Annotated in this window: 13 protein-coding genes and 1 tRNA gene; 7 read left to right on the top strand and 7 right to left on the bottom strand. The window is 62.4% G+C overall.

Features of this window, described 5'->3' with window-relative positions; all coding sequences use genetic code 11:
- Window positions 1-32 precede the first annotated feature (32 nt).
- The 6 genes from lptB to CUV01_RS04720 form a co-directional block, all read right to left on the bottom strand.
- Window positions 33-785: an LPS export ABC transporter ATP-binding protein gene (gene lptB, locus CUV01_RS04745; RefSeq protein ID WP_101459454.1), complete on the bottom strand. Its 753-nt coding sequence runs from the start codon at window positions 783-785 to the stop codon at window positions 33-35.
- Complete coding sequence (gene lptA / locus CUV01_RS04740) at window positions 785-1,267, bottom strand: lipopolysaccharide transport periplasmic protein LptA (protein WP_101459453.1); 483 nt, start codon at window positions 1,265-1,267, stop codon at window positions 785-787. The genes lptB and lptA overlap by 1 nt, the downstream gene beginning before the upstream one ends.
- Before the next feature lie 21 nt (window positions 1,268-1,288).
- Entirely contained in the window at window positions 1,289-1,861 is a 573-nt protein-coding gene (locus CUV01_RS04735; protein ID WP_101459452.1) for a hypothetical protein, read from the bottom strand.
- A 3-nt stretch (window positions 1,862-1,864) separates the two neighbouring features.
- Window positions 1,865-2,809 (bottom strand): KpsF/GutQ family sugar-phosphate isomerase, encoded by a 945-nt coding sequence (locus CUV01_RS04730; RefSeq protein ID WP_101459451.1) that lies wholly within the window; start codon window positions 2,807-2,809, stop codon window positions 1,865-1,867.
- A gap of 73 nt (window positions 2,810-2,882) precedes the next feature.
- Window positions 2,883-3,497 carry a ribonuclease D gene (locus tag CUV01_RS04725; protein WP_101459450.1) on the bottom strand — a complete coding sequence of 205 codons (615 nt, stop codon included), beginning with the start codon at window positions 3,495-3,497 and terminating at the stop codon, window positions 2,883-2,885.
- Window positions 3,498-3,757: 260 nt separating this feature from the next.
- Window positions 3,758-3,842 (bottom strand) — tRNA-Leu (locus CUV01_RS04720).
- A 282-nt stretch (window positions 3,843-4,124) separates the two neighbouring features.
- On the opposite strand from CUV01_RS04720, the gene CUV01_RS04715 reads away from it, so the two are divergent.
- The 7 genes from CUV01_RS04715 to gltB all read left to right on the top strand — a co-directional run bounded on the left by CUV01_RS04715 (window position 4,125) and on the right by gltB (window position 14,941).
- Entirely contained in the window at window positions 4,125-5,630 is a 1,506-nt protein-coding gene (locus CUV01_RS04715) for a GMC oxidoreductase (protein ID WP_338418338.1), read from the top strand.
- 101 nt (window positions 5,631-5,731) lie between these two features.
- Window positions 5,732-6,718: a complex I NDUFA9 subunit family protein gene (locus CUV01_RS04710; RefSeq protein ID WP_101459448.1), complete on the top strand. Its 987-nt coding sequence runs from the start codon at window positions 5,732-5,734 to the stop codon at window positions 6,716-6,718.
- Window positions 6,718-7,521 (top strand): undecaprenyl-diphosphate phosphatase, encoded by an 804-nt coding sequence (locus tag CUV01_RS04705; RefSeq protein WP_101459447.1) that lies wholly within the window; start codon window positions 6,718-6,720, stop codon window positions 7,519-7,521. The genes CUV01_RS04710 and CUV01_RS04705 overlap by 1 nt, the downstream gene beginning before the upstream one ends.
- Window positions 7,522-7,672: 151 nt before the next feature.
- Entirely contained in the window at window positions 7,673-9,157 is a 1,485-nt protein-coding gene (locus tag CUV01_RS04700; protein WP_101459446.1) for an NAD(P)-dependent oxidoreductase, read from the top strand.
- A gap of 8 nt (window positions 9,158-9,165) precedes the next feature.
- Window positions 9,166-9,921: a hypothetical protein gene (locus CUV01_RS04695; RefSeq protein WP_232962521.1), complete on the top strand. Its 756-nt coding sequence runs from the start codon at window positions 9,166-9,168 to the stop codon at window positions 9,919-9,921.
- Complete coding sequence (locus CUV01_RS04690; protein ID WP_101459445.1) at window positions 9,918-10,397, top strand: GFA family protein; 480 nt, start codon at window positions 9,918-9,920, stop codon at window positions 10,395-10,397. Before CUV01_RS04695 ends, CUV01_RS04690 begins: the two co-directional genes overlap by 4 nt.
- On the top strand, window positions 10,394-14,941 hold the full coding sequence (gene gltB, locus CUV01_RS04685) for a glutamate synthase large subunit (RefSeq protein ID WP_101459444.1): 4,548 nt from the start codon (window positions 10,394-10,396) through the stop codon (window positions 14,939-14,941). Before CUV01_RS04690 ends, gltB begins: the two co-directional genes overlap by 4 nt.
- A gap of 81 nt (window positions 14,942-15,022) precedes the next feature.
- Here gltB and CUV01_RS04680 read toward each other — a convergent pair whose 3' ends face one another.
- Entirely contained in the window at window positions 15,023-15,973 is a 951-nt protein-coding gene (locus tag CUV01_RS04680) for an L-threonylcarbamoyladenylate synthase (RefSeq protein WP_101459443.1), read from the bottom strand.
- Window positions 15,974-16,005: the final 32 nt, after the last annotated feature.

Below are 16,005 nucleotides of genomic sequence, written 5' to 3'. Positions count from 1 at the left end.
GACGGGATTTCATCGGTGCCGACCCCGGCGCGTCATGCCATGCTGAAACTGTCGCCCAGATAGACCTCGCGGACACGTGGATCGCGGACGATCTCTTCGGTGGTGCCCGACATAAGCACATGTCCGTCATGCAAAATATAGGCCCGGTCAACGATCCCTAGCGTCTCGCGTACGTTGTGGTCGGTGATCAGCACGCCGATGCCGCGTGACTTGAGGTCATGGACCAGCAACCTGATCTCGCCCACGGCAATCGGATCGACGCCGGCGAAGGGCTCGTCCAGCAGCAGAAAGCTGGGGCTGGAGGCAAGGCACCGCGCGATTTCCACCCGCCGGCGTTCGCCGCCCGACAGCGCCAAGGCGGGCGCGCCGCGCAAATGCCCGATCGAGAAATCGCCCAGCAGTTCCTCTAGCCGCATCCGGCGCTGATGGACGTCGCGCTCGACCACCTCGAGCACGGCCATGATGTTCTGTTCGACGCTGAGGCCGCGAAAGATCGACATTTCCTGCGGCAGATAGCCTATGCCCATGCGGGCGCGGCGGAACATGGGCAGGCCCGTCGCATCCTGCTGGTCAATGATGACCTCGCCCGCGTCGGGCGTCACCAACCCGGCGATGCAATAGAAACATGTCGTCTTGCCCGAGCCGTTCGGCCCCAGCAGCGCCACGACCTCGCCGCGCGCCAGATCGATCGAGACATCGCGGATCACGGGTCGGTTGCGATAGGATTTGCGCAGGCCCCTGACATGCAAGCCGTTTCTCTGCGGTGTACTCTCGGACGGCGCCATCAGTTCCCGCCCGGCTGCAACACGGTGCGCACGCGGCCCTGCGCCTGCGCCGTCCCGTCCGCCAGGTTGACGCGCATCTTGTCGCCGGTCAGAACATTCTGGCCCTGGGTCATGATCACATCACCGGTCAGGTCGATCATCCCGGTTTCCACTTCATACAGCGCCTCTTGCGCCTCGGCGGCATCTGTTCCGCTGGCCAGTGTCACGCCGCCGGTTGCCTTGAGCGATTCGATGCGCTGCTGGCCGCCCTCGGCATAAATCACGGTGACCTCGCCCGCCTGCAGCTTCATCTCGCCCTGCGCGATAATCACATTGCCGGTGAAAACGGCGCTGCCATCGGCCTGATTGACGGTCAGGTTGTCGGCCGACATCTCGACCGGCGCGCTGGTATCGGCCTGAATTCCGCCAAAGGCGACGTTCTGCGCCGCGCCGGGCAGGGCGGTGGTCATCAGCATGCAGGCGATCAGGGCAGGGCGAAGCATCGGCTGGTTCCTTTCGGCAGGTCAGGGCTGGTATATCAGATTGACGCCATCGGTGAAATTCAAGACGTGATCACCATCTGGCGCGTCGCGCGTCAGTTGCATCGCGCCAGCGGAGAGTTGTCCAAACGGGGCAAAGGCGTTCACCTCGGCGGGGGCCTCGATCAGCGCGCGGTCGGTCGCGCTGTCGATATTGGGTGTGGTCACCGCCCAACCCGTCGAAGTGGTCATCCGTACCCCGCCACTCAGCCGGATCATGCCGTCCTCGATCATGGCGTCGGGTGCGGTCAGGTCCGCCGCCAGCCCATCGGCGGCGCGCAGGGTCATCCGCAACCCATCGGCGCTGCCCTGGCCACCGTCGCCATTGCGCAACTCGTTGGCGCGCAGCGTAATCGCGGCACCATCGGCAGTGACACCGGCATAGTCCGGTGAGGTCATGCGCGGGTCGCGCGCCATATCGGCGGCATCCACATCGGCATAGGGAATGGTCGGGTCTTCGTCGGGTTCCTTGGACAACAGGAACAATGTCGACAGGATCGCCAGCGCGATCAGCGGCAACAGCACGCGCAACCAGCGAACGATGCGGGTGCGCGTCATGACCTAGACGATGCCTGCCCGCAGGCAGTCATGGATGTGCAGAATGCCAATGGGCCGGCCGTCCTCGACCACGAAAAGGCTGGTGATCATGCGCGATTGCATCTCGGCCAGCGCGGCCTCGGCCAATGCGTCCGGCTCGATGGTGCGCGGATTGCGGGTCATCACTTCGGCGGCGCTGTGGTTCAGCAGCCCGTCCATGTGCCGCCGCAAGTCACCATCGGTGATAATGCCAGTCAAGCGCCCGCCCGCATCGGTGACGCCGGTGACGCCATAGCCCTTTTGGCTCATGACCAGCAAAGTATCGGTCATCGCCGCATTCTCATCGACCAGCGGCTCGTCCGGGTGCATCAGATCGCCGACTTTGGCCAATCGTGACCCCAGTTTGCCGCCGGGATGGAAGGTGCGAAAATGCTCGGGGGTGAATTCACGATGCTCCATCAGCGCGATGGCCAGCGCATCACCAAGCGCCAGCGTCATCGTGGTCGAGGTGGTGGGCACGATCCCCGTGCCGCAGGCCTCGGTTGCCGCAGGCAGCACGAGGGCCACATCGGACTGCCGCAACAAGGTCGAATCGCGCCGGGCCGCGACGCCGATCAGCGGGATCGAAAAGCGCCGCGTATGCGCGATCAGATCGGCCAGTTCGGGCGTCTCGCCGCTATTGGACAGAACCACCGCAACATCATCGCGCGTCACCATGCCCAGATCGCCATGGCTCGCCTCAGCGGGATGAACGAATTGCGCGGGCGTTCCGGTGCTGGCTAGCGTCGCCGCCAGCTTGCGCCCGATATGGCCCGACTTGCCCATGCCCGAAACGATCACCCGGCCGCGCGCCGCCAGAATGACCTCGACCGCGCGCGAAAAATCCGGGCCGAGGCCGGCGGACAATTGCGCCAGCCCATCGGCCTCTGTGTCAATCACCCTGCGGGCGGTTTCGATATAGTCAGCCAAGTCGCGGCCCCTGCTTTGGTCTTTGAATATTCTCTGCGGACCGGGGCAAAGCGCCGCTGGTCCGATCCGTCATCTAGTGATGAAAGATGTCCTTTTCATCCCCCCAGCCCAGCAGGTCCAGATGCGCCCGCGCGGGCAGGAAATCGAAACAGGCCTGCGCCAGCCGCATCCGGCCTTCGCGCTTCAGCCGTTCTTCCAGCGCCTCTTTCAGCTTGTGCAGGTACAGCACGTCGGATGCCGCATATTCCAGCTGCGCATCCGTCAGTTCGGGCGCGCCCCAATCGCTGGTCTGCTGCTGCTTGCTGACATCGACGCCGACCAACTCGTTCAGCAGGTATTTCAGACCATGACGATCCGTAAAGGTCCGGATCAGCTTGGAGGCGATCTTGGTGCACCAGACCGGCGCGGTCACCACGCCAAAGGCGTTTTCCAGCGCGGCAATGTCGAAGCGGCCGAAATGGAACAGTTTCTGCACCTTGGGGTCGATCAGCAGGGCCACCAGATTGGGGGCCTCGGTCTGGCCGCGCTCGATCTGGACCAGATGCGCATCGCCATCGCCCGAGGACATCTGAACCAGGCAAAGGCGGTCGCGGCGGGGATCCAGCCCCATGGTTTCCGTGTCGATCGCCACGACCGGGCCAAGGTCCAGGCCGTCTGGCAGGTCGTTCTGGTACAGGTGGATACTCATCTTTTCTCTGCTCGTCTTGGTCGCGTTGCGCCCCCTATGGCCCGAATGCTCACGCAAATCCAGTCTGTTCGAGCAATTCGCGATCAGTTGAGGGCAGGCGGAACCCGCGTGCCCTAATGCGCGAAACCGCAACGACAAACCCTGCTGGACCAGCGGCCTTCGCCTGCCATCGGCAGGCATCGAAGGGGAGGGGCAGGGCGATGGCGTGCGATCACGCCAAAAAAGCAAAAACCCGCAACGACAATGCGTTGCGGGTTTTTTGGTGCCCAGGAGAGGACTCGAACCTCCACGCCTTGCGGCACACGGACCTGAACCGTGCGCGTCTACCAATTCCGCCACCTGGGCAGGTCGCGTGAGGGCGGTGATTACGGTTACTCTTGGGGGGTGTCAATGGTCGATCAAGGAAAACTCGCAAAGATCTGCACATCCTGTTTGCGCGACCGTAAACCTGACTAAATATGCAGATGACAGAACGGTTTGAAAATGGTTCCTCTTGATCCGTGATGGGGCCTGGCTATCCGTGCGTATCCGATTGGAAGTGGAATGACTGCCCAAGTGAAGCTTGACGAAATATCGTCCCGGCACTGGGATGTCATCGTTATCGGAACAGGTATCGGGGGCGGCAGTGTGTCTCGCAGATTGGCCGAGGCCGGCCTGTCGGTGCTGATGCTGGAAAAGGGCCCAGACCTCGATGGGCAGCCGCATGTGTCCAGTGACGTCGAACTGGCCGATCCACACGATCGCCTGTCGGCTGGCCGTTGGCCGCTGCCGGTCCGGGCGGTGGTTGATGGCCGCGCGATGGAACTGGACAACATCATGTCGGCATGCGTCGGCGGCACCTCGCGGGCCTATGCCGCGACGCTGGAACGGCCCGAGCCGCATGATCTGGACGATTCGCAAGAGCGCCCGCACCCGACCCACGGGTGGCCCGTCGGCTATAGCGAAATGCAGCCCTATTTCGACATCGCCGAGCGGAATTTTCTGATCAGCGGCGAGACGGACCCGCTGAGCACCATCGCGGCACCTATGCTGCGTTCACCGCGCGCGCCGACGGCTATCGATCAGGCGCTGGCGACGTCTTTTCGCGCCGGGGGCCTGCACCCGTATCAGACCCATATCGCGGCGGAGTTTCGCGAAGATTGCCTTCAGTGCTTTGGATATCCCTGTCCGCGCAACTGCAAGATGGACGGTCGTTCGGCCGGGGTGGCGCCCGCGCTTGCAACCGGCCGGGCAGAACTGCTGGACCGCTGCGATGTCACGCGGATAGAGGCCGGTCAGCAGGTTCAGCGCGTTCACTGCCGGCGGGACGGGCATGACTTTTCGCTAAGCGCCCGCTTTTACATTCTCGCGGCGGGTGGGGCGGCGTCGCCACTGCTGATGCTGAGATCGACCAGCGTGGATTGGCCGGATGGCCTGGGCAACGCGCATGATCTGGTTGGCCGCCACCTGATGTTTCATCTCAGTGAACTGATTGCGATCTGGCCGAATGACGGCGTCCGTTCGACCGGACCGAGCCGCGCGATCAGCCTGCGCGATCTGTATTTCCAGGACGGCAATCGTTTCGGCTTGATCCAGTCCATGGGCGTAGATTCGGATTATGGCTTGATCCTGCATGCATTGCGCCAGCGCTTTGATGCCTCGCGGCTGCGCCGGGCAAAGCCGATGCGGCCCTTGCTACGTCTTGCGCCCTGGTGGGTCATGCGCGGGCTTGGTCCGGCCAAGGTTTTCGTCGGCGTGATGGAGGACCTGCCATATGCCGACAACCGGATCATTGCCGACCCTGCCGACCCCGACCGTATCGGCATCAGGTACAGTTTCAACGAAGAACTGCTTGGCCGCCGCGCGGCGTTCCGCAAGGCCATGAAAAAGGCCTTTTCAAAGCATCGCACGATGTTTCTGTATCAGGCCCCGGTGCTGAACTTTGCGCATCCCTGCGGCACCCTGCGCTTTGGCACTGATCCCCGGACCAGCGTGCTGAACCCTGATTGCCGGGTTCACGGCATCGACAATCTCTATGTCACTGATTCGTCATTCATGCCGACGTCGAATGGCAGCAATCCCAGCCTGACCATTGCTGCGAACGCCTATCGCGTGGCGGATCTGGTGCATAAGCGCGCAACTGAGACCGGCTGATATCGGTTTCTCTGCTGCTCAAGGGGCTACCCGACTTGTCGCGCCCCCCGGCCTTGGGTATTGAACCAATAGCACCGCACGACAGCAAAAGGGGCGAGGGCATGGCGAAACTGGTGACGATCTATGGCGGGTCGGGCTTTGTCGGGCGCTATGTCGCGCAATTGATGGCACATCAGGGCTGGCGCGTTCGTATCGCGGTCCGCCGCCCGGACGAGGCATTGTTCACCCGCACCTATGGTGCCGTTGGTCAGGTCGTTCCTGTGCTCTGCAATATTCGCGATGCGGATTCAGTTCGACTGGCGATGCAGGAAGCAGATGCCGTCATCAACTGCGTCAACCTGACCGAGAAACAGGGCAAAAGCACCCTTGAGAATGTTCTGGTCGAGGGGGCAGAGAACATCGCGCGGATCTCGGCCGAGATGAACGTGCCGCGGATGGTGCATATTTCGGGTATTGGCGTCGATGCCGAGTCCGACAGCAAATACGTTGCCGCCAAGGCGCGCGGCGAGGACGCGGTGCTGGAACATCGCCCCGATGCCGTGGTTCTGCGCCCCTCTGTGATCTTTGGGCCCGAGGATGAACTGTTCAACCAGTTCGCCGGGATGACCCGCTTTGGTCCCGTGGTGAATATCGCCGGCGGGAATAGCCGCATGCAGCCGGTCTATGTCGAGGACGTGGCCGAAGCCGCCGCCAAGGGCCTGAATGGCGAGGCGGCGCCGGGCATCTATGAACTGGGCGGCCCTGATATCCTGACCGTTCGCGAATTGATGCAGATGACGGTCAAGGCCGTCGATCGCCGCCGGGCCATCGTGAACCTGCCCTTCTGGCTGGCGGGTATTGGCGCGGGCATTCTGGATATCCTGCAATTCGTTACCTTCGGCCTTTTCAAGAACAAGCTGATCACGCGGGACCAGTTGCATTTGCTGCGCAAGGATAACGTCGTCTCAGATGATGCTGCCGGCTTTGACGATCTGGGGATCGAACCGATTGCCCCCGCGGCTGTGATCGACAGCTATCTGTGGCGCTTCCGGCCTTCGGGTCAGTATGACGCGATCAAGGCCTCTGCGAAGAATATGCGTCAAAACTGATGAATCACGATACCATTGTTGCCGCCGCCCTTGGTCTGCTCGAAGGGCTGACCGAGTTTATTCCTGTCTCATCGACGGGCCATGTCCTGCTGGCCGGCCATTTCCTTGGATTCGACTCGCCCGGCAATGCCTTTGAGGTGATGATCCAACTGGGCGCGATCCTGGCGATCCTCGGCGTCTATGCCACGCGGCTATGGCGGATCTTCAGCAGCGCGCCGCATGATCCGCGTGCGCGCCGGTTCATCATGGCTGTGCTGCTGGCCTTTCTGCCGGCGGCTGTCATTGGGGTGATGGCGCATGACATCATCAAGACGGTGCTGTTCGAGACGCCGATGCTGATTGCCGTGATGCTGATACTGGGCGGGATCGTGCTGCTGTTCGTCGACCGGATGGCAACCGATCCGCGCTATCATCAGGCAGAGGAATTCCCGCTGCCCATGGCCTTCAAGATCGGCCTGATCCAGTGCCTTGCCATGATCCCCGGCGTCTCTCGGTCCGGTGCGACCATTGTTGGCGCCTTGCTGATGGGCGCCGACAAACGCTCGGCTGCTGAATTCTCGTTCTTCTTGTCGATGCCCACCATGCTGGGGGCCTTTGTCTATGATTTCTACAAGAATCGCGACGTGCTGGACGCGGCGGCTCTGGGTGACATCGCCGTGGGTTTTGTTTGCGCGTTCCTGACGGCGATTCTGGTCGTTCGCTGGCTGCTTGGCTATGTCTCGCAGCATGGCTATCGACTGTTTGCGTGGTGGCGAATCATTGTCGGCAGCCTTGCATTGCTGGCCTTGGCGGCGGGTATGTAACTTGTACTGACCTAATTTTGCTGCGGCGTGGCAATTTTTTCCTCCGGCAAGGCGAATATCTTGCATTTAGGTAAGTAGTACTGACTTTTAATCTCTGACAGGCTGATTTATTCCGATCCGTGGGGATTTCCGGAAAAGAAGGTGCGCAGCCATGGCCACGCAGAAAATGCTGAAGTTTGTCTCGACCGAGCGTGAAATGCCGGCAAAGCGGGACGCGGCTGAGCGCAGCGAGGATTTCCACGAGATCTATCAGGAATATGCGGCGGCCAAGGCGGCCGAGCAGGCGGGCCGTTGCAGCCAGTGTGGCGTGCCCTATTGCCAGTCGCATTGCCCCCTGCACAACAATATTCCCGACTGGTTGCGTCTGACCGCCGAGGGCCGGCTGGAAGAGGCTTACCATGTCAGCCAGTCCACCAATACGTTCCCGGAAATCTGTGGCCGTATCTGTCCGCAGGACCGTCTGTGCGAAGGCAATTGCGTCATCGAACAGTCCGGCCACGGCACCGTGACCATCGGCGCCATCGAGAAATACATCACCGATACCGCCTGGGAAGAAGGCTGGGTAAAGGCCGTTTCACCGCGTCACGAACGGACCGAAAGCATCGGCATCATCGGTGCGGGGCCGGGCGGGCTGGCGGCGGCGGATTCGCTGCGGCGCAAGGGTTTTCAGGTCACGATCTATGACCGCTATGACCGCGCGGGCGGCCTGATGACCTACGGCATTCCCGGCTTCAAGCTGGAAAAGGACATCGTTCTGCGCCGCAACAAGCTGCTGGAGGATGGCGGCGTCGAGTTCGTGCTGAACTGCAATGTTGGCGAGGATATCAGCTTTGACGCGATCCGTGGCAAGCATGACGCGGTGCTGATTGCGACGGGTGTCTACAAGACCCGCGATCTGGACATCGACAATGCCGAGGCCGGCGGTGTCGTGCGTGCCATCGACTATCTGACTGCCAGCAACAAGGTGGATTTCGGCGATGACGTGCCGGATTTTGCGGATGGTGAACTGGACGCCAACGGCAAGCGCGTCGTCGTGATCGGCGGCGGTGACACGGCGATGGATTGCGTCCGCACCGCGATCCGTCAGGGTGCGCAATCGGTGAAATGCCTCTATCGCCGCGACCGCACGAACATGCCCGGTTCGCAGCGCGAAGTGCAGAACGCTGAAGAAGAGGGCGTGGAATTCGTCTGGCTGTCCGCACCCGGTGCCTTTACCGGCCATGTGACCGGCGTTGCCGCCGAGGCGCAGGAACGCGATGTCGATGACGTGGCCCAAATCGCCAGCGTCCGCATTCAGAAGATGCGGCTTGGCGCGCCCGACGTGAGTGGCCGCCAAAGCCCCGAACTGATCGAAGGCGCCGATTATGACGAGCCCGCCGAACTGGTCATCAAGGCGCTGGGCTTTGAACCCGAGGATCTGCCCAAGCTGTGGGGCACCGACGGGTTGGACGTCACACGCTGGGGCACGATCAAGGCCGATTTCAGCACGCACCGGACCAGCCTTCCCGGCGTCTATGCGGTTGGCGATATCGTGCGCGGTGCCTCGCTGGTTGTATGGGCCATCCGTGATGGCCGCGAGGCCGCCGATGCCATCGAGACATTCTTGACGGGCGAGGCCCGCGTCGCTGCGGAATAGGGGTGATCATGTTGCACCGCAAGAACACAGCATTGGCGCAAGTCATATCCGGGAACCGCGCGGCGGCAGTCGCGCTTGGGGCGGGACTGCTGACGGCGTATCTGTTCGCGTCGCAGGCCGGCGCCGCGACCTTTACCGCGCCGCAGGGCTGCCGTCTGGAAATGTCGATCCAGAACCGGGGCTGCACGGTCAGCCAGATCTATCGCTGCGAGGCTGATCCCGCGGGCATACAGCATTCGGCGATATTCGGGCAGGACGGCATGATCCATATGTCCACCATAGACGCCGAGACGCGCTGGATCGAAAGCAGCAATCCGCAAACCGGCGTGGTTGACACGTTGGTCGAGCAGGCCAACGACCATGCCAGTTTCTCAGAACTGCTGGCGACGGGGCGCGACGATTTCGACTTTTGGACCGAATCGAATACCGGCGAACGGCTGCGCCATGTCGGGCATGACCGCCTGATCGGAGAGACGGTTGTGATCGACGGGATCGAGCTTGAAACGACCCGCTTTGAACTGAACACCTATGACGGCAATGGCGAGGTGCTGATCCAGCGCAGCGGCCAGCAGTTCATCAGCCGTGCCAATGGCCGGTTTTATGGCGGGGTCGAGCAGTTCAGCGACTGGACCGGTGATTCCGGCACGACGAATGACAGCCCGGTCGATTTCAGCTTTCCGGGGCAGCCGGGCTTTGGCGAGACAGAGCCGAAATATGACTGCGACATGATGATGGCGCGGGCCGTTCGCGGGGGCGACGCGTGAGCGCGGCGCAGGTCCGGGCCAAAGCAACGGGTGGCTGCGCGTGCGGGGCCGTCCGGTTTGCGGCGCGTGATGTCCCGCTGACGCTTGGCGTCTGTCATTGCGAAACTTGTCGCCGCTGGATGGGCTCTGCCCTGCTGGAGGTCGATGTGCCGGAGGGTCAGGTCGATTGGCAGGGGCAGGACCATATCGCCCGGCGACAAAGCAGTGACTGGGCCGAACGAACGTGGTGCGCCGATTGCGGCTCGAACCTGTATTTCCGGATGACGGGAGACAGCGAATTCGGCGGCAAGTATTCGATCCCGCTCGGGTTGTTCGATGATCCCAATGGATTTGTGCTGAGCAGCGAAATCTATATCGACCATAAGCCCGACAGCTTTGCCTATGCAGGCGCGCCCGGGCGCCGTCAGCTGACGCGCGCCGACTGCGTCGCCAAATTTCCGCTGCTGGACAGCGATCAAGACAGGAGCAAGCCATGACTGCGTTTGACGAAAATTGGGTCGCCGACGAAGAAGCCCGCCGCGATTTCATGGCCGAAAACAGCCTTTATCGCACCGAGGACGAGCATTCGTCCTGCGGCGTCGGCTTTGTGGTCGATATCGAGGGCAAGCCAAGCCGCAAGGTCGTGCAGAACGGCATCGACGCGCTCAAGGCGATCTGGCATCGCGGCGCGGTGGATGCTGATGGCAAGACCGGCGACGGCGCGGGCATCCATGTGCAGATCCCGGTGCCGTTTTTCTATGACCAGATCCGTCGCACCGGGCACGAGCCCGACAATGACAAGCTGATCGCCGTTGGTCAGGTCTTTTTGCCGCGCACCGACTTCGGCGCGCAGGAACGCTGCCGGACCATCGTGGAATCCGAAGTGCTGCGGATGGGTCATTATATCTATGGCTGGCGGCATGTGCCGGTGAACACGGCGGTGCTGGGTGAAAAGGCCAACTCCACGCGTCCGGAAATCGAACAGATCCTGATCCGCTGCGAAAAGGACATCGACCATGTCCAGTTCGAGCGAGAGTTGTATATCATCCGCCGCCGCATCGAAAAGGCCGCACTGGCCGGACAGATGGGCAGCCTCTATTTCTGTTCGCTCTCATGCCGCAGCATCATCTACAAGGGTATGATGCTGGCCGAGCAGGTCGCGGAGTTTTATCCCGACCTCAAGGATGAGCGTTTCGAAAGCGCCTTCGCCATCTATCACCAGCGCTATTCGACCAACACCTTCCCGCAATGGTGGCTGGCCCAGCCCTTCCGCATGCTGGCCCATAACGGCGAGATCAACACGCTGAAGGGCAACCTGAACTGGATGCGCAGCCACGAAATTCGCATGGCCAGCGGTGCATTTGGCGAGATGGCCGAAGATATCAAGCCGATCGTGCCGGGCGGGTCGTCAGACAGCGCGGCGCTGGATGCGGTGTTCGAGGTGATGGTTCGCTCGGGGCGCAGTGCGCCGATGACCAAGACCATGCTGATCCCGGAAACCTGGTCCAAGGCGACGACCGATATGCCCCGCGCCTGGGCGGATATGTACGCCTATTGCAACTCTGTGATGGAGCCGTGGGACGGCCCTGCCGCGTTGGCCATGACCGATGGCCGTTGGGTCTGTGGTGGTCTTGATCGCAATGGCTTGCGACCCATGCGGTATGTGGTTACCGGCGACAACATGCTGATCGCCGGGTCCGAGGTCGGCATGGTGCCATCCGACGAGGCGGCGGTGCGCGAAAAAGGCGCGCTTGGCCCGGGCCAGATGATCGCCGTCGATATGTGGGACGGCAAGCTTTACAGCGATTCCGAGATCAAGGACCGGCTTGCCCAAAGCCAGCCCTTTGGCGAGTGGATCGAAAAGGTCGTGCAGTTGAACGACATAATGCGCGATCTGCCCGAGGTTTCGCGCTATTCAGGCGAAGAACTGCGTCGCCGTCAGACCGCTGCCGGCTACACCATGGAAGAACTGGAACACGTCCTGTCGCCCATGGCAGAGGATGGCAAGGAGTCGCTGGCTTCGATGGGCGATGACACGCCCGCGGCGGTCCTGTCGAAAGAATACCGGCCGCTGTCGCATTTCTTCCGGCAAAATTTCAGCCAGGTCACCAACCCGCCCATCGACAGCTTGCGCGAACAACGCGTCATGAGCCTCAAGACCCGGTTCGGAAACCTCAAGAACGTGCTGGATGAAAGCAGCAGCCAGACCGAGATCCTGCTGCTCGAGACGCCGTTCGTCGCCAATGGCGAATTCGACGAGATGATGAAGATGTTCGACAGTTCGGTCACCGTGATCGACTGTACCTTCTCTGACGGTGCCGGCCAGGATGCTCTGGGCGAGGGGCTTGCGCGCATCCGCGCCGAGGCCGAGGACGCCGTGCGTTCAGGTGCCGGTCACATCGTGCTGACCGACGAAGAGCAGGGGACGGACCGCATCGGCATGCCGATGATCCTTGCGACCAGCGCCGTGCATAGTTGGCTGACGCGCAAGGGCTTGCGGACGTTCTGTTCGATCAACGTGCGCAGCGCCGAATGTATCGATCCGCATTATTTCGCGGTGCTGATCGGGGGCGGTGCCACCACAGTCAGCCCCTATCTGGCACAGGATTCGATCCAGGATCGGATCGACCGTGGCCTGCTGGCTGGCAGCCTGATCGACAATATGCGCCGCTATCGCGACGCCGTCGATGCGGGCCTGCTGAAGATCATGGCCAAGATGGGCATCTCGGTCCTGTCCTCTTATCGCGGTGGTCTGAACTTCGAGGCCGTGGGCCTGTCCCGTGCGATGGTGGCGGAATATTTCCCCGGTATGCATTCGCGCATTTCCGGCATCGGTCTGCACGGTTTGCAGGCCAAGCTTGAGGACATCCACAACAAAGGCTTCCACACCGAGAACGTGGATCTGTTGCCCGTTGGCGGCTTCTACAAGCTGCGTCGCAGCGGCGAAAAACACGCCTGGGAAGCCAACACCATGAAGCTGTTGCAGGTGGCCTGCGAAAGGGCGTCCTACGACACGTGGAAACAGTTCAGCAAAACCATGCGGGCCAACCCGCCGATCCACATCCGCGATCTGCTGGACATCAAGCCGTTTGGCAAACCCGTGCCCATCGAAGAGGTCGAAAGCATCACCTCGATCCGCAAGCGGTTCGTGACGCCGGGCATGTCCCTGGGCGCGCTGTCGCCCGAGGCGCATATGACGCTGAACATCGCCATGAACCGCATCGGTGCTAAATCCGACAGCGGCGAAGGTGGCGAAGATCCGGCGCATCACACGCCGCTGCCCAATGGCGATAATCCGTCGGCCAAGATCAAACAGGTTGCATCGGGTCGCTTTGGCGTGACCGCAGAGTATCTGAACGCCTGCGAGGAGTTGGAGATCAAGGTCGCTCAGGGCGCCAAGCCCGGCGAGGGCGGACAGTTGCCCGGCATGAAGGTCACCGCGCTGATCGCGCGCCTGCGCCACTCGACGCCGGGTGTGACGCTGATTTCACCGCCGCCGCACCACGATATCTACAGCATCGAGGATCTGGCGCAGCTGATCTATGACCTGAAACAGATCAACCCGCGCGCCAAGATCACCGTCAAGCTGGTGGCCTCCAGCGGCGTTGGCACGATTGCGGCGGGCGTGGCCAAGGCCAAGGCCGATGTGATCCTGATCTCGGGTCACAACGGCGGTACGGGTGCGTCGCCCGCAACCTCGATCAAGTTCGCGGGTCTGCCATGGGAAATGGGTCTGACCGAGGCACATCAGGTTCTGGCCATGAACCGGCTGCGCGACCGTATCACGCTGCGCACCGATGGCGGTTTGCGGACCGGCCGTGACATCGTCATGGCGGCGATGATGGGCGCCGAGGAATACGGCATCGGCACCGCCGCGCTGATCGCGATGGGCTGCATCATGGTGCGTCAGTGCCAGTCGAATACCTGCCCGGTGGGCGTCTGCACGCAGGACGAAAAACTGCGCGCGATGTTCAACGGCAGCGCCGACAAGGTGGTCAACCTGATCACCTTCTACGCGCAGGAAGTGCGGGAAATTCTGGCCGAGATCGGTGCACGCTCGCTGGACGAGGTGATAGGTCGTGCTGATCTGCTGACGCAGGTCAGCCGCGGTGCCGCGCATCTGGATGATCTGGACCTTAACCCACTGCTGATCACCGTCGATGGCAGCGACAAGATCGTTTATGACCGCAGCAAGCCGCGCAATGCGGTGCCCGACACGCTGGACGCCGAGATCATTCGCGACGCGGAACGCTTTTTCAGCGACGGCGAAAAGATGCAGCTTAGCTATGCCGTGCGGAACACGCACCGGACCATCGGCACGCGCACATCCAGCATGATCGTGCAGACCTTCGGGATGCGCAACAAACTGCAGCCCGACCACCTGACCGTGCGGCTGACCGGCAGTGCCGGCCAGTCACTGGGGGCGTTTGCCGCGCCGGGCCTGAAACTCGAGGTCAGCGGCGATGCCAATGACTATGTCGGCAAGGGTCTGTCGGGGGGCACCATCACCGTGCGTCCGCCGATGATCAGCCCGCTGAACGCGGCGGAAAATGTCATCATCGGCAACACGGTGCTTTACGGGGCGACGGCTGGTCAACTCTTTGCCGCAGGTCGCGCGGGCGAACGTTTTGCGGTGCGCAACAGCGGCGCGACCGTCGTTGTCGAGGGTTGTGGCACCAATGGCTGCGAATACATGACTGGCGGCGTTGCTGTCATTCTTGGCCGGATCGGCACCAATTTCGGGGCCGGTATGACGGGCGGGATGGCCTATCTGTACGATCCTGAAGGGCTGGCGCGTGCCTATATCAACCCCGAATCGCTGGTGATGAACCCTGTCGGCCAGGCTCATTGGGAGGCCGAGCTGAAGGAACTGATCGAACGTCATCTCAAGGAAACCCAATCGCGCCGGGCCGAAGAAATCTTGCAGAATTGGGATGAGGAACTGCCGAACTTCCTGCAGGTCACGCCGAAAGAGATGCTGGCACATCTGCCGCATCCGCTGTCTGAAACCGGCGATCTGGACGCTGTGCCGGCAGAATAAGGCGCAGGCCTGATGACATGAAAACGCGGCCCTCGATCCGGGGGCCGCGTTTTTCGTACTGCGCGCCGCTTATGTTGCCGCCTAACCCCTCGGTGCAGCCGCGCGGCGCAGGCGGTCATTGATTGCCGCACCCAAGCCGTGATCGGGGATCGGGGCCACGGCGATGGGCTGGCCCATACTGTCCGCACGGCGCAGCGTGTCGAACAGTCTTGCGGCGGCCTCGGTCAAATCGCCTGTGGCCGACAGCGTAAACTCGCCGGCGCGGGCAAAATCGATATAGGTTTCGCCGGCGCGGGGCACCTCGGCGGACAGGCGCAATGCGGCGTTTGGCGCATAATGGCTGGTCAACTGGCCGGGTGCGGTGGGCGCATCGGGATCGGCCTCTGGGCGCAGCAGAGCTCCGCCAATCGCGGCCTCTATCGCCTCGGCGGGCAAGCCGCCCGGTCGCAGCAGCGCGGCGCGGCCATGCGGCCAGCCGATGATCGTCGACTCGATCCCGACGGGGCAGGGGCCCGCGTCCAGCACAGCAGCAATACGGCCATCCAGCCCGCCATCCGGGTCCAGCACATGCTGCGCCGTTGTCGGGCTGATCCGCCCCGAAGCATTGGCAGACGGTGCGGCCAGCGGCCCGTCGAACTGGGCCAGCAGCGCCTGTGCCACCGGCGCGGCGGGCACCCTGATTGCCACCGTATCCAGCCCCGCCGTCACCAGCGAGGCGATGCCAGCATCCGCGCGCAAGGGCAGCACCAGCGTCAGCGCGCCGGGCCAGAAGGCCTGCGCCAGTTCCAACGCGGCGGGCGGCAGATCGGCAATGGTGCGTGCCTGATCCAGCCCCGCCACATGCACGATCAGCGGGTTAAAGCTGGGCCGCCCCTTGGCCGCATAGATCGCGGCGACGGCCTGACCGTTCCGGGCATCGGCAGCTAGACCGTATACGGTCTCGGTCGGGATCGCGACGGTCTGGCCCTGACGCAGCAAATCAGCGGCAAGCAGAATTCCGCTTTCGTCCTGGGCGAGGCGCTGGGTTTTCATAGGTGACGCCGGGTTTAGGTTGCTGACGGTTG

Origin of the sequence: Paracoccus tegillarcae, from assembly GCF_002847305.1 — a bacterium.
In the GTDB taxonomy this organism is placed as follows: domain Bacteria; phylum Pseudomonadota; class Alphaproteobacteria; order Rhodobacterales; family Rhodobacteraceae; genus Paracoccus; species Paracoccus tegillarcae.
The sequence above is the reverse complement of the archived record's forward strand: the minus strand, read 5'-3'. Positions and strand labels throughout refer to the sequence as shown.